This window comes from Nocardia sp. NBC_01329 (assembly GCF_035956715.1).
Lineage (GTDB): Bacteria > Actinomycetota > Actinomycetes > Mycobacteriales > Mycobacteriaceae > Nocardia.
This window is the reverse complement of sequence record NZ_CP108381.1, coordinates 2,656,444-2,669,678: the sequence shown is the minus strand read 5'-3', so window position 1 is coordinate 2,669,678 and position 13,235 is coordinate 2,656,444. Positions and strand designations below refer to the sequence as shown.

Annotated in this window: 15 protein-coding genes; 6 read left to right on the top strand and 9 right to left on the bottom strand. The window is 66.6% G+C overall.

Features of this window, described 5'->3' with window-relative positions; genetic code table 11:
- Positions 1–6: 6 nt before the first annotated feature.
- Complete coding sequence (locus tag OG405_RS12040) at positions 7–1,077, bottom strand: class I SAM-dependent methyltransferase (protein WP_327151714.1); 1,071 nt, start codon at positions 1,075–1,077, stop codon at positions 7–9.
- A gap of 201 nt (positions 1,078–1,278) precedes the next feature.
- Between OG405_RS12040 and OG405_RS12035 the strand changes: the two genes are divergently transcribed.
- Positions 1,279–1,806, top strand: a complete 528-nt coding sequence (locus OG405_RS12035) for an AAA family ATPase (protein WP_327151713.1) — start codon at positions 1,279–1,281, stop codon at positions 1,804–1,806.
- 14 nt (positions 1,807–1,820) lie between these two features.
- Here OG405_RS12035 and OG405_RS12030 read toward each other — a convergent pair whose 3' ends face one another.
- Genes OG405_RS12030 through OG405_RS12020 form a run of 3 tightly spaced genes read right to left on the bottom strand, consistent with a single transcriptional unit; the run spans position 1,821 to position 4,391 of the window.
- Entirely contained in the window at positions 1,821–2,483 is a 663-nt protein-coding gene (locus tag OG405_RS12030; RefSeq protein ID WP_327151712.1) for a methionine ABC transporter permease, read from the bottom strand.
- 10 nt (positions 2,484–2,493) lie between these two features.
- Positions 2,494–3,522, bottom strand: a complete 1,029-nt coding sequence (locus OG405_RS12025) for a methionine ABC transporter ATP-binding protein (protein WP_327151711.1) — start codon at positions 3,520–3,522, stop codon at positions 2,494–2,496.
- Complete coding sequence (locus OG405_RS12020) at positions 3,519–4,391, bottom strand: MetQ/NlpA family ABC transporter substrate-binding protein (RefSeq protein WP_442790699.1); 873 nt, start codon at positions 4,389–4,391, stop codon at positions 3,519–3,521. The genes OG405_RS12025 and OG405_RS12020 overlap by 4 nt, the downstream gene beginning before the upstream one ends.
- A 142-nt stretch (positions 4,392–4,533) precedes the next feature.
- Between OG405_RS12020 and OG405_RS12015 the strand changes: the two genes are divergently transcribed.
- The 5 genes from OG405_RS12015 (at position 4,534) to OG405_RS11995 (ending at position 8,366) form a co-directional block, all read left to right on the top strand.
- Positions 4,534–5,406: a MetQ/NlpA family ABC transporter substrate-binding protein gene (locus tag OG405_RS12015; protein WP_327151710.1), complete on the top strand. Its 873-nt coding sequence runs from the start codon at positions 4,534–4,536 to the stop codon at positions 5,404–5,406.
- Between the two features lie 245 nt (positions 5,407–5,651).
- Positions 5,652–6,794: a lipase family protein gene (locus tag OG405_RS12010; RefSeq protein WP_327151709.1), complete on the top strand. Its 1,143-nt coding sequence runs from the start codon at positions 5,652–5,654 to the stop codon at positions 6,792–6,794.
- A gap of 44 nt (positions 6,795–6,838) precedes the next feature.
- Positions 6,839–7,342, top strand: a complete 504-nt coding sequence (locus OG405_RS12005) for a hypothetical protein (protein ID WP_327151708.1) — start codon at positions 6,839–6,841, stop codon at positions 7,340–7,342.
- A gap of 49 nt (positions 7,343–7,391) precedes the next feature.
- Positions 7,392–7,547, top strand: a complete 156-nt coding sequence (locus tag OG405_RS12000; protein ID WP_189094088.1) for a DUF6131 family protein — start codon at positions 7,392–7,394, stop codon at positions 7,545–7,547.
- A 321-nt stretch (positions 7,548–7,868) separates the two neighbouring features.
- Complete coding sequence (locus OG405_RS11995) at positions 7,869–8,366, top strand: hypothetical protein (RefSeq protein ID WP_327151707.1); 498 nt, start codon at positions 7,869–7,871, stop codon at positions 8,364–8,366.
- Here the strand turns inward: OG405_RS11995 and OG405_RS11990 are convergent.
- The 5 genes from OG405_RS11990 to OG405_RS11970 form a co-directional block, all read right to left on the bottom strand.
- A complete protein-coding gene (locus OG405_RS11990; protein WP_327151706.1) occupies positions 8,257–9,036 on the bottom strand; it encodes an MHYT domain-containing protein in 780 nt (259 codons plus the stop codon). The genes OG405_RS11995 and OG405_RS11990 overlap by 110 nt on opposite strands.
- A gap of 395 nt (positions 9,037–9,431) precedes the next feature.
- Complete coding sequence (locus OG405_RS11985) at positions 9,432–9,626, bottom strand: hypothetical protein (protein WP_327151705.1); 195 nt, start codon at positions 9,624–9,626, stop codon at positions 9,432–9,434.
- Positions 9,627–9,882: 256 nt separating this feature from the next.
- Positions 9,883–10,623: an SDR family oxidoreductase gene (locus tag OG405_RS11980; protein ID WP_327151704.1), complete on the bottom strand. Its 741-nt coding sequence runs from the start codon at positions 10,621–10,623 to the stop codon at positions 9,883–9,885.
- A gap of 388 nt (positions 10,624–11,011) precedes the next feature.
- The gene (locus tag OG405_RS11975; protein WP_327151703.1) at positions 11,012–11,935 is read right to left on the bottom strand and encodes a hypothetical protein; all 924 of its coding nucleotides are present in this window, start codon (positions 11,933–11,935) and stop codon (positions 11,012–11,014) included.
- Positions 11,936–12,542: 607 nt separating this feature from the next.
- Positions 12,543–13,181 carry a class I SAM-dependent methyltransferase gene (locus tag OG405_RS11970; RefSeq protein WP_327151702.1) on the bottom strand — a complete coding sequence of 213 codons (639 nt, stop codon included), beginning with the start codon at positions 13,179–13,181 and terminating at the stop codon, positions 12,543–12,545.
- Positions 13,182–13,235 lie beyond the last annotated feature (54 nt).

Sequence of the window (13,235 nt, the reverse complement as noted above, 5' to 3'; positions counted from 1 at the left end):
GTCCACTCAGCCGAGACGGTAGAAACGCCAGAAGCCGAAGTCTGCGATCGGTAGGACCTCGACCGAGGTGAAGCCCGCCGCGAACGCATAGTCCCGCAGGGTCTGCTGCCGCATCACGGTGCCGGTGCCGGCGCTGGGCGGACTCGACATCCCATCCGGCAGGCAGACGAACAGACTGAAGCCGTACATCAGCCGTTCCAGCTCGTCGCCGTCGGGCGTGAACTCCTCGGCCACCGCCTCATCCATCACCACCAGCGGGGCGCCGGGTGCCAGCGCGCGTCGAACGGCCGCCAATACCTCGACCGGGCGAGGCATATCGTGCACGCACTCGAACGCGAACGCGATATCGTAACTGCCCTCCGGCAGCTGCGCCGCGTCGGCGAGCGTGAACTCGCAGCGCTGTGCGACGCCTGTGGTGACAGCGTTGCGGAGCGCCATCCGTACCGACGGCGCATCGATATCGACGCCGTGCACCCGCGCCTCCGGGTATGCGCGCGCGAGCGCGATCGCCGACCATCCGGCGCCGCAGCCGATATCGAGGATCCGGGTGCCGGACCCACGCAACAGGGCGTCCAGTGCGGGCACGCCCGCAAGGGCATCGGCGAGGCGATGTTCGTACCAGGGGCGGTTACCGTCGGCTTGCCCCTCACGCGCATCGTCGCCCAACTCGTCCCAGCTCACACCGCCTCCGGTGCGGTAGGCGTCGAGCAACCGGGGGAGGGCCGGGCCCGTCGCGCCGAACAACCGCGCGAACGGGGCCAGATAGTTGAGGCTGTGCTCATCGGTGAGCACCTCGGCCATCCCGTCCGGCAAGGCGAACATCCGATCTTCGGCGGAACCGTCGCGGTGTACGGCGAGCAGGCCGGTGACAGCCTGTTGCTCCAGCCATTCCCGGGCATAACGGGGGTGGGTGGCGGTGCGCTCGGCCAGTTGCGCGGCAGTCGCCGGCCCCTCGTGCGCCAGGCTGCGATACCAGCCGAGGCGATCACCGACGAAGATCGACAGCAGATCGACAGTGCCGAGCGCAGCGTGGAGAACCCGCTCGGCCGCCGCTGCGGTGTCACTGTCCACGTCCATACGGCAACTATCTCCCGAGGGCTGCGCACTGCCGGAGAACCACGGGTTCCGCGCTACGGCGTGTCGCCCGTCGGCCGGCGATCGGGAGGATGATCCCTTCACGAGAACGCCGCGGTGAGGCGGAACGAGGCCTGTCGATCGATGTGCTCTGCAGGAGAATCCGCGGCGCGTAGCCGATTGCCGCTCTGCCATCATGGAGGGATGTCGGGTTCTGTCTATCTGATCACCGGGATCCAGGCCGCGGGTAAGTCCACGGTCGCCCAGGCGTTGGCCGAACGGTTACCGCGCTCGGCGCATGTTCGCGGTGACGCGTTCCGCAGCTTCGTGGTGAACGGGCGGGCGGAAATGAGTGCGGAGCCCACTGCGGCCGCGGTAGAGCAGCTGCGGCTACGTCATCAGCTGTCCGCGGCGGCCGCCGACGGATACGCCCGCGCCGGTTTCACGGCGGTTCTGCAGGATGTGGTGCTCGGTGAACACCTCCCGTGGACCGTCGAGCAGATCCGGACCGACCCGCTGTACGTGATCGTCTTGGCGCCGCGGCCCGAGGCGGTGGCCGCGCGCGAAGCCGGGCGGAAGAAGAACGCCTACGGCACATTCACGGTCGCCGCGCTGGACACCGTGCTGCGTGAGGGGACACCGCGGGTGGGGACATGGCTCGACACATCGGATCTCACCGTGGACGAGACCGTCGAGGCGATTCTGAGTGGCGCCCGGCCGGTTCGCCCCTGAACAACAGGTCGGGGTCAGCGGCGCAACACCTTGCGCGCTGTCCAGTTGCCCAGGAACTGGATGCCCTGCACACCGGCGATGATGAGCAGGGTGGCCACCAGCGTGACTTCCCAATCGAACCGCTGATACCCGTACACCAGGGCGAAATCACCGAGGCCGCCGCCGCCGACCGTGCCTGCCATAGCGGACATGTCCACGATGGCGATGATGATGAAGGTGTACCCGAGGATCAGCGGGCCCAGCGCTTCGGGCACGAGCAGCGTCAGGATGATCCGGAGCGGCCCCGCGCCCATCGCACGCGCCGCCTCGATCACACCGGGGTCGACCGTGACCAGATTCTGTTCGACGATGCGGGCGATCCCGAAAGAGGCGGCCACGATCATGACGAAGGCCGCCGCGTCGGTGCCGATGGTCGTGCCCACCACTTCGAGTGTGATCGGGCCGAGCGCGGCCAGCAGGATGATGAACGGGATCGGGCGCACGATATTGACCAGCACATTGAGCAGCCAGTTGATCGGGCTGTTGGCCAGCAGCCCGCCTTTGCGGGTGGTGTAGAGCGCGGTACCGAGGAACAGCCCGATGACCCCGCCCACCACGAAGGTGAGCAATACGAGATAGATGGTGGTGCCGACGGCCTCGGTGAGAATCGGCCGCAGCTTGTCCCAATCGGTATGCATGTGGTCCTCGTCACCGTCGGTCGAGTTGTGCGATCACCTTCTCGACGGCGTCATCCGGGCCGTCGAGCGCGAGGGTGATACTGCCGAAAGTCTTGTCCTGCAGGGTGCTCACTCCGCCGTACACCACCTCGAAGCCCACCCCGGCGTGGGCGGCGGTGGTGAGCGCGGCTCCGACACCCCGTGCATCATCTATATCGACGGTCACCAGCCGACCTCGGTGCAGGTCGTCGAGACGGCGCAGTTCCTCGGGCGCGGGCCGATTGTGCAGCACGGTATCGACGAACGACCGGGTCGGAACCGCTTGTGGCGCGGCGAATACGTCGAAAGTGTTCGCCAACTCCACGATCCGGCCCTCGGCCAGTACCGCGACCCGATCGGCCACCGTCCGGATGACATCCATCTCATGGGTGATCACCACGATGGTCACGCCCAGTTCGGTGTTGATCTTGCGGAGCAGACGCAGCACCTCACCGGTGGTTTCCGGGTCCAGCGCCGAGGTGGCCTCGTCCGCGAGCAGCAGCGATGGCGAGGTGGCCAGTGCCCGTGCGATCCCGACCCGCTGTTTCTGTCCGCCCGACAACTGATCCGGGTAACTGCGCGCCTTATCGGACAGCCCGACGAACTCCAGCAACTCGGCCAGCCGTTCTTTGCGCTTCGCGCGCGGCCAGCCCGCCACTTTCAGCGGGTACTCGATATTTCCGGCCGCGGTGCGCGAACGGAAGAGATTGAACTGCTGGAAAACCATGCCGATCTCGCGTCGTATCCGGCGCACCTGGGCCTCGGAGACGCCGGTGATGGGCGTACCCGAGATCTCTATGGTGCCGCTGGTCGGTTTCTCCAGGGCGTTGATGAGCCGGACCAAAGTACTCTTCCCCGCGCCGGAGTAGCCGATCACGCCGAAGATCTCGCCCTTTTCGATCCGTAGATCGATATCGGACAGCGCCTTCTCTTCGCTTTTTCCTGTTCGGAACACCTTGGTCACCGAACGGAATTCGACTGCGGGACTCGCGGCGTCCGGTCCGGCCGGTGCGCCTGTCACTGTCCGTCGCGGATCGTCTGCTGCACCCGGTGCAGAATGGGTTCGAGATCGGGCCCGGTGCGCCGGACCTCCACCGAAGTGCCCTCGGACGATTCGGCGACCGCCTGCTGGACCTCGGGATCGTGCCAGATCTCCACCAGTCGCTGATAGGTCGGGTCGGCCTTGTCCTCGGCGCGGGCGACGAAAGCGTTGATGTACGGTTCGGCGCCCGGGCTGGACGGATCGTCCTTGAACAGCGCTGACCGGGGGTCGATACCGGACCGTTCCAGGAAGGTGTTGTTGATGATGGAGCCGTCGACCGATGCCACCGACAGCGCGGTCTGCGCCGCGTCGACGGGGGTGACCTTCACCTTGGACGCGCCCCGATCGATATCGGCTGGAGAGGGGGCGAGGGTGTCGGAGGTGAGTTCAACCAGGCCGGCTGCCTTCAAGACGAACAGTGCCCGCGCCTGGTTCGAAGGATCGTTGGGAATCGCGATCTCACCGCCGGCGGGGATATCGGCCAGTGATCTGTGCTTTTTCGAATACAGCCCGAGCGGGACGATCTGAGTCGCGCCGATGGGGGTCAGATCGGCATTGTTGGCGACATTGTATTCGCCGAGGAATTGCAGGTGCTGGAACAGGTTGACATCGATCTGCCCCTGCGAGAGGGCGATATTGGGCTGTGAGTAGTCGGAGTAGTTCGTGATCTGCAGTGGGATGCCCGCGTCCTGGGCCTTCTGCTCGAACACGTCCCACGCACGATCGCTCTCGGTGGTACCGATCCGCACCACATCACCGGAGGCGGAGTCACCACCGCCACAGCCGGTGAGGGCGAGCGCCGCAGCGACTGCCAATGCTGGGATCACCAGTAACCGAGGGAATTTCAACGCCTGCTCCCGAATGATCGTGATCGTGTGGACTCGATGATCCAAGCGGCGGGGGCACCGGGACGGCAACGGTTGGGATTTGCCTGAACGAAATTCTGGCCCGACCGGTGGGCGACCGCCTACTTTGCGCACAATGCGAGGTATGCGTCGTTTCGCCGTTGTTCCGGTCCTGCTCGCGCTGGCCGCACTCCTACCGGCCTGCGGCCAGAGCCGCGACCCGGATGTGGTGCGGATCGGAGTGAACGATCTGGCACTACCGCATTGGGAGGTGTACAGGGAGAAAGCAGCCGAACGCGGGATCACCGTGGAATTGGTGAACTTCTCCGATTACAACCAGCCGAACCCGGCCCTGTCGCAGGGCCGGATCGATCTCAACAAGTTCCAGCATGTGCGCTATCTCGCGAACTACAACGTGGCCGACAACGACGATCTGACCCCGATCGGCGCGACCGAGATCTTCCCGCTGACCCTCTATTCGAAGAAGTACGGGTCGGTGGCCGATATCCCGCCCGGCGGCGAGATCACCCTGAGCAACAATCCGGCCAACCAGGTGCGGCCGTTACTGGGGCTGGCCGCCGCCGGGCTGATCGTCCTGAAAGGCGGCCCGAGCTGGGATTCGCGCATCGAGGACGTGGATATCGCCGCGTCGCGGGTCCGGCTCACCCCGATCGATCCCCCGCTGACCGCGCAATCCCTCGACAGTGTGGCCGCCGCCTTCGTGGACGATACGTTCGCCGTTCCGGCCGGCCTCACCGCCGACGATGTCATCTACACCGACGATCCGCAGCGTCCGGAACTTACCCAGTACATCAACATCTTCGCTGCCCGCGCCGAGGACAAGGACGACCGCACACTGCTGGCGCTGGCCGACCTCTACCACGACCCAGCCGTGGAAGCAGCGATCCGGGCCGAATCCGGATATGACGGAATCTTCAAGGACAACGACCCGGCGGAACTGCGGACCACCCTGGCGGAACTGGAAGCTACCTTCCGCGGCCGTTCCGGCCCGCGCTGACCTCCTGCGCGCTGCCCGTCGAGGTCACCGCCAGGGCCGGTCGCCGACCGCACCGTGTATCAGCATCGCGTATCAGCACCGTGCTCCGAGGTTTTCCGCCCGGCCGCCCTGATATCCGCATCGCCGTACCTCCCCGTTTTCCAGTGGTCGATCGGTATGCCGGGTGGCCGGTCGCCCGTCCGACTGTAAGACTGTCTGCGCAGCGCCGGGGTCGTGCCGGTGTCCCAGCCGGCGAGAGGAACACCATGGGGAGACTACATAGCGCCGCGGCCACCGCGCTGTTCGCGGCGGCGGCGATCTCCGGGCTGCCCGGCGGACACGCGGTCGCGGACCCGGGGCCCGGCGTCGTCGAATCCGTGGAACCAGTAGCCGCCCCGGCCGTACTGCCGGGGTCGGCCGCCTCGGAGCGGATGCTCTACACGAGCACCACGGTGGGCGGCCGGCCCACCGTCGCCAGTGCGGCCGTGTACTTCCCGCCCGGCGTGCCCCCGGCCGACGGCTGGCCGATCATCGCCTGGGCGCACGGCACGGTCGGGCTCGGCGATTCCTGCGCCTACAGTGTGGCCGGCCCGGGGGCCGTCGAACGGGACTGGGCGTACCTGGGGAAATGGCTGGCGCAGGGCTACGCCATCGTCGCCGCCGACTATGCCGGGCTGGGGACACCCGGCGAGCATCCGTACCTCAACGGAGTAGTGGAGGCGCACAACGTCGTCGACGCGGTGCGTGCCGCGTCCGGGCACTACCCGGCGCTGTCGAACAAATGGGTCGTGGTCGGGCAGTCACAGGGTGGGGGAGCGGCGGTGACCACCGCCCGGTACGCCACCGAGTTCGGCGGGCCCGACCTCGACTACCGGGGCGCCGTCGCCACCGGTGTCCCCGCATACATCGAGAACATCCTCGCTCTGATGGGACCGGGTGTGCCGCCGGTGAAACTGGGCGCGCACACAACGGGGTACGCCCTGTACCTGCTCAACGGTCTGCGCACCACCTATCCCGAACTGAACATCGAATCCCTGCTGACCGATTCCGGCCGGTACTGGCTGGAACGCGCACGCACCGAATGCCTGTCGCCGCTCGGCGACGAACTGGTGGCAGGTGGTGTGGTGATCGGTGGCCTCTTCACTCGTCCGTTGTCGGATATCCCGGACCTGCACGGGCTGCTCGAGCGTTACCTGGGTCTGCCGGAAACCGGCTACGCCGAACCGCTGTTCCTCGGGCAGGGGTTGCGCGATACCGATGTGATCACGCCGGAGACGTTGCGGTTCGCGGGGGTGCTGACGGCGAACCGCCAGCCGGTGACATTGAAGGTGTACCCCACCGATCACGACGGAGCGGTCAACGATTCGCTTCCCGATTCGGTGCCGTTCGTGCGCGACCTGTTCGCCTGAGCTCGATTCGGGCCGGGTCGGTACCGGCCGTCCGGTGAATCCGCGTGGCGGACATCGGCTTCGCAGCGTTTGATATCGCAACGACCGGGAATAGCGGGAGCACAGTGTCCCTCTACCCCACGGGAATTGCCATGATCGTTGTTCTTGGGCTCGTGATCGCCGTTGCGGCGGTTGCCGCCGGCGTTGCCGGCGTCGCGGCCAATACCAGTGATGTCAATCGGCTGACCAGTGACTTCTCCGTCTTCGACTATCACTTCGCCGGAACCACCGGTGAATTATTCCTCATCGGTATCACCGTCGGTGTGGTCGGTGGGCTGGGCGTAGGTCTAGTCTCGGCCGGCGTGTGGCGGTCCACCCGCAGGGGTGTGGCCACGCGGCGTGAACTCCGGGAGTCGCGCAAGGAGATCGCCGCGGTTCAGCGAGATCTCGCCAAGGCCGAGGATCCGGCGAAGAAGACCGCGCCGGCATCCGCCGGGTCGGATGCTCGGGCCTGGTCTATCAGCAAGTTGCTGCGTAAGCCGGACAAAGGTGCGGCAGCGGCAAAGTAATTCCGGGGTACTCCCCGGACGTCCAATCCCGAATCAGAAAGTCAGTGTCATGATCGTTCTCGGACTCGTCCTGCTCATCGTCGGTTACCTGCTCGGTATCGGCGTTCTCACCACCATCGGTCTCGTGCTGCTCGTCGTCGGTGCGGTCCTGGCCATCGCCGGTTCGGTGGGCCGCCCGGTCGCCGGTCGGCGTCACTATTACTGACCTCGTTCCCTGACGACCGCTGACGGCCACGGCGGTGCGGGTGACCTCGCGGATCACCGGCACCGCCGTGGCCGTTCCTATCGCGGGCAAACGCGTTCGGCCGGATTCAGCCACGCTCGGTGCGCAGGCCGTCCAGCGCCGAGATCAGGCGGCGGTTCGCCGGTTCCGGGCCCGCGGCGTCGCCCAGGAGCGACAGCCCCCAGATCAGATGTACGACATCGTCGTCGGTGACCGCCCGACGCAGTACCCCGGCTTCGGGAACTCGCCGGACAGGGTATCGAAGCGACGACCTACGCCGTCGACGTCACCGACCGGAACGCGTTGCGGGCGGTGCTCGCGGAGATCGATACCGCGGAGATCGAACTCGTCTACTACGGAACCGGTTCCAGTCGCCCGCCGACACCCATCGCCGATGTGGACTCGGCGTCCGTCGAAGCGGCGTTCTCCTGGGTACTGCCCGCGGTGGACGTCGTGGCGGCCGTGCTGCCCGCTATGCGCGCCCGGGGGCGTGGCGGGCGGTTGTTCGCCGGCGGGACCTCCAGCGTGCGCCCGATGCCCGCTCTGGGTCAGCTCGCTCTGGCGTCCGCCGCGCTACGCAACTACGCGATCACCCTGCACGCGGCGCTCACCGGCGAGGGACTGTACGCGGGAACCCTCACCATCGGCGGCGTCGTCGAACGCGGCGATATCCATGCCCGGCGAAGCGTGATCAGCGTGCCGGTCGCCGTTCCCGCTCCGGAGTGCTCGGAACGGCCGGGGTGGTGGGTGCGTGCGGATTCGTCAGCGCCATGCTCACGCCGATCAGCAGGACCACTGTGACGACGCTGATGCCGCCCAGTAGCGGACCCAGCACCTGTAGCGGCTCGGCTCCTGTGGGAGGCGCGGCGTCGGGAACGGAATGTGCGTGCATGGCCGACATTCCGGTGTAGTGCATCGTGGCCACCGCGGCGGCCATGATCAACGCCGCGCCCAGGGTGGAAAGCAGCCCCCAGGATCGCATGCTGAACCAGAGTGTGGCGGTGGCCGCGACGGTGGCGATCACCAGCGAGAGGGCCACGCGGGCGGGGTCGTACTCGATATGGGCGTCCGTGCGCATCGCGTACATGCCGGTGAAGTGCATCGCGCCGATGCCCAGCCCGGTGATCGCGCCACCGGTCAGCAGTGCGGGAATTCCGGAGCCCGGCGCGGTCACCAGAAAAAGCCCGATGCCGACCACACCGATTGCGATGGCAGCGCTCAGCAGGGTGAGCGGCACGTCGAAGCGGATCTGTGCGCCGTCGATGGAAAAACCCAGCATCGCAACGAAATGCATGACCCAGATGCCGGTACCGCCCACGGTGACGGCACCCAGGATCAGCCAGACCGCTCGGCGCCGGCCATAGCGTGCCTGTTTGGTGCACTGTAATCCGATGGCGCAACCGGTGGCCGAGAGGAAGTAGGCGAGGGCGGGCGTTAACCAGCCGAACGCGAAGTGTTCGAGGTGAAGCATGTCCATCCAACGTTCGGCCGGGAAACCCGGAGTTTCATTGTCGGGCTAGACAGTACGACGAGTACCTCGCCACGGTGTGCTGATCATTTGCTTAAAACTCTGTGGTTTCAATCACATTGAGTACGCCGTGTTTTCGGATCCGCAACATTGCATTGTCTATGTTGCGGAACGGGTGCCGCCCCCCGGGGGTGCTCCGAGGTGAATCCGAAGGCTGGAATAGCCGCTGTCCCCGGACTCTTGGAGAATGCCCACTGTGGATCGTGTCGAATCACCTGTCGTGAAACGGCGGTGACTCGAATTGTGGGCCTGCGCGTCCCGGCTTTTCTGTCCGCTCGATAACTGATCCATAACTGGTCCATAACTTCTAGGCGGCAGTTCCCCGATCGGTGATTGGTTCACGCGCCGGGGCGGTGCGGCACCAGTTCCGAGGCGGGCGTGACCCGGTTGTCGAACGCGGTCCACAGCGATCCGTCCGTCAGCCGCCGCAGGACGAACCGGTATTTCCCATAGCTCGCCCGCGAAACCGCTGCCAAGCGAGTCCTCCCCACCACCTGATAGGGGTCTCCATCGATACGGACCGTCGGGTTCATGATCTGTAATCCCCTTTCTCCGTCATCAGCTACCTCCGCCACTGTCACAAGCAGGTGCTGAAGGGAGCCTGAAGCGGCCTGAAAGCGGCTTCAGGAAGCGGGGATCCATGCGTGGGCACCGGAAGAGCCCGGGGACTTTCGCGGTCGGCCGGACACGTGGTAGTCGCGGCCGGGCCCGGCCGCGACTCGTGGGCCGGCCGGGCCCGTGCTCGAATATCGCTTTCCCGGCGCGGATGCCCCGGCCGGCAGGACCCGGTCAGCGAGTCGTCTCGAGCCGGTCTCGGTAGTGGGTGGGGGCGAGGTGTGCCTCCGGCCCTGCGAGGAGTTCGTCACCGGTGATCGCCGCGAACATCCCGGCGGTCTCGTCGGTGACCACGACCCGGTCGTCGTGCCGGGCTATCAGGGTCATCCGGCCGATCTCGTCCAGCGGGAGGACATCGGGACCGGCGACATTGCGGACCCCCTGCAGTGGGGCGCCCACCGCAACACCGACCACCGCGTCCACGACATCCGCGGCCGCCATCGGCTGCAGGCGGGTCGCGGGCAGCCGGACTGTGGAGTCATCGGATGACCAGGACATCACCGCGTCCATGAACTCGAAGAACTGGGTGGCGCGGACGATGGAATACGGCGTGGGGCCCTGACGGAGCAACTCCTCCTGCAGTGTTTTGGCGCGGTAGTAGTCCAGCTGCGGCACCTTGTCCACCCCGACGATCGAGAGCACCACCTGGTGTTTCACTCCGGCCCGGTCACCGGCGGCGATCAGGTTGTCCATGGAGGTACGGAAGAAGTCCAGCGAGGCCTCGTCGAAAGTGGGCGAGTTGGCCAGGTTCACCACTACGTCGGCACCCTCTACCGCCTCGTCGATGCCCTCTCCGGTGATCAGGTCGACGCCGGTGGAGGGTGCGGCGGGTACCGGGTCGTGACCGGCCGCTCTCAGTTTCGCGACAACCTGCGAACCGATCCGGCCGGTGCCGCCGATGACTGTCAGCTTCATGTTGCTCACCTTTCACCGCCTGCCGTGGGCAGTGCGGGGTTCAGAGAGTCCGATGTGCACTGAATCGCGGATGCTGTCCACTGCGGCGGTCCGAGGTCGCCAAGGGGTATCGATCGGCCGCGGGGACCGGGTGATCATTCGTGCTGCTGTTCCAGCATTGCACTCGTGGATCGCGGGGCTGGGTTCGGCTACCGGAATAGATGATTTCGAGACCTGCGGCCATCCGGGTTTCGACGCCCGGGGCCACGGCGTGGCGAGCCGAAAGCAGTCTGCCACCGGCGTGATGTTCGGTTCGGTCGCCCGCAATGGTGCCGGACAGCGGCCGATGCGCGGCCGCCGTGGCGGCGCCGCGGGTGCGCGCCAGCCTTCGGCGTCCGCCCGATCCGGATCAGGTGGTGAGCTGTGTATCGGCCGCCACGCGGGTGATCGACAGATCCCGATGCGCTATCCCGGGACCGTGCTCGTGCACGGGGCGCACCGCTTCGATCACGTTCGCACAGGTCAGGTGGTCGGCGGGATGGAGTCCGTCGGTGAACCGGAACCGGACGTTGGCCGTACCCTTCGCGGTGTCGGTGGTCGTGACGAGCTGATATCGCAGTGGCGCCCGGTCCGCGGTGGCGGTGGTCCAGATCGATCGGTAGCTCAACCCGGGCCCGAGGTCACGGTCGACGATGACCTTCTGGACCGTTCCGGAACCGTTGGTGACCACTGCGACCGTGCGGCTCGGCGTCGCGGCCGTACCCGCCGCACTGTGGAACACCGCGTCGTCGAGGACCCGTAATCCCGCCGCGTAGTAGCCGTCGACTGCGGCGGCGCCGGCGGTGGCGGTTTCGGGCCCGGTGGTTCCGATACCGATATCGTGCCGGGTGCCCCACGGATATACCCCGGTCTCGGGGAAATCGAGTTCCTCGACCAGCTGCACGCGCCGGATACCCCGGGTCACCTCGGTCAGCGAGCGGATCAGCCGCGCCGGGATGGTGGCTTGGAAGGCTCCGGTGGCGTGGAAGGTGGAACAACCGGTCCGGCAGGCCTGCAGCAGCTCCACCGGTGGTACGAGCCCGTCCAGCGGTGCCGTCGATATGACGTCGTGGCCGTCCCGTAGCAGCCGGGGCAGAACGTCACCGGGTGTGCCCGCGGCGATCTCGGCGAACGTCGGTACATAGACGACGCATGCCGTCCCCGTCGGCGGGGATTTCGTAGCTTCCGTCCGCGTGGATACCTCGAGGTCTGCGCGTGCCCGGATCCGGTCTGCGATCCGGTCGGCGAAAGGGCCGGCGCCGAGCACCGCGACCGCGAGCGTGGGTGAACTCATGACGACTCCAGAAGGTAGTGAGAACGCAAGTCCGGCATGACCACGCCGGGGGGCGCGGCACACAGCTCGGTAATCACGCCGAGCATCGCGGCGACCGAGCTATCGGTGACGGCCGACCAATCTGCGCTATAGGCTGCGGCGTCCATTTCGTTACGCATCTCGATGGTGCCGGGGCTGCCGTCGGGGTGATCACCTGTCCGCCGGCCGGGCTGCTCGGATGATCCGGTCCCAGATGGGCATTGCCCAGTCACACATGCCGGCAGTCCTCGTTGGTCTCGAAGAGATGGGGCCCGGTCCCGTAAAAGGGTGTGGGCCACGTTGCCGAGTACGGCATCGAAGTAGAAATGTTGCATCAGACCTATCGTTTGGTCGGAATCCACTGTGGGTAGCGGCCTTCCGAATCCGAAGCTTTCCACCTCACCCCACCTATCGTCGGGCGCGGCCGACAGGTCGCCGACCTCGAGGAACCGTACTTTCCTCGTCGGCGCCCTGCATCAGTGCCGGTGTGGTCGGCGTATGGAAGTCGGGTGATTCGCGGGCCGTGTGCAGGGCGTGCGCGATCAGCGAGCGACGGTGTAAGAGGTATCCGGTTCTGCTCAGCAGACTGTCACCGATCGGCATGCGCGGGTGAGAACACCGCGACCAGGAATTCCGAGCCCTCCGTGAACGGTCGCAGATCCCAGGTGGACAGCAGGAGATCCACGGTGAGTCCCTGTTCGTCGGCGTCGGCGCGGAACTGCGCGAAATCGTAGCCGCGGCCGGCGCCGAACCCGGTGACAACCCTGCCCTCCGGTGCGAGATGGCGTGCGAATCCGGCCAGCACTGCCGGCCGGGTGGGCGGCGCCAGGAATGTCATCACATTGCCGGCGCAGACGATCACATCGAAATCCGCGGCGACGCCGCGGGCCGGCAGATCCAGTTCGGCGAGATCACCGACCAGCCAGGTCGGGCCGGGGTAGTCGGCTTCGGCGGCGGCGATCAGGACCGGGTCGATATCGACGCCGACGACCGAATGACCGGCGTTGTGCAGGTGCCCGCCGAGCCGTCCGGGCCCGCAGCCCGCATCGAGTACACGACCGCGCCGGCCCAGCATCGCATCGATCAGCCGTGCCTCGCCGAAGATGTCGTGTCCCTCGGCCGCCAATGTTCGGAACCGCTGCACGTACCAGTCGGATTGGGCGGGGTCGGCCGCTGTCAGTTCCTCCCATCGGCTCGGTGTGCGAGCCGGCCGGTCGTGTCCGCTCATCCAGTTTCTCCTCGCTCGGTCACCGGGTATGTGACACCCTGTCGAACCCTACGG

Excerpts from the sequence above, each read along its gene's own strand:
- OG405_RS12040 (WP_327151714.1), bottom strand. The coding sequence starts at position 1,077 with ATGGACGTGGACAGTGACACCGCAGCGGCGGCCGAGCGGGTTCTCCAC.
- OG405_RS12035 (WP_327151713.1), top strand. The coding sequence starts at position 1,279 with ATGTCGGGTTCTGTCTATCTGATCACCGGGATCCAGGCCGCGGGTAAG.
- OG405_RS12030 (WP_327151712.1), bottom strand. The coding sequence starts at position 2,483 with ATGCATACCGATTGGGACAAGCTGCGGCCGATTCTCACCGAGGCCGTC.
- OG405_RS12015 (WP_327151710.1), top strand. The coding sequence starts at position 4,534 with ATGCGTCGTTTCGCCGTTGTTCCGGTCCTGCTCGCGCTGGCCGCACTC.
- OG405_RS12010 (WP_327151709.1), top strand. The coding sequence starts at position 5,652 with ATGGGGAGACTACATAGCGCCGCGGCCACCGCGCTGTTCGCGGCGGCG.
- OG405_RS12000 (WP_189094088.1), top strand. The coding sequence starts at position 7,392 with ATGATCGTTCTCGGACTCGTCCTGCTCATCGTCGGTTACCTGCTCGGT.
- OG405_RS11990 (WP_327151706.1), bottom strand. The coding sequence starts at position 9,036 with ATGCTTCACCTCGAACACTTCGCGTTCGGCTGGTTAACGCCCGCCCTC.
- OG405_RS11985 (WP_327151705.1), bottom strand. The coding sequence starts at position 9,626 with ATGAACCCGACGGTCCGTATCGATGGAGACCCCTATCAGGTGGTGGGG.
- OG405_RS11980 (WP_327151704.1), bottom strand. The coding sequence starts at position 10,623 with ATGAAGCTGACAGTCATCGGCGGCACCGGCCGGATCGGTTCGCAGGTT.
- OG405_RS11975 (WP_327151703.1), bottom strand. The coding sequence starts at position 11,935 with ATGAGTTCACCCACGCTCGCGGTCGCGGTGCTCGGCGCCGGCCCTTTC.
- OG405_RS11970 (WP_327151702.1), bottom strand. The coding sequence starts at position 13,181 with ATGAGCGGACACGACCGGCCGGCTCGCACACCGAGCCGATGGGAGGAA.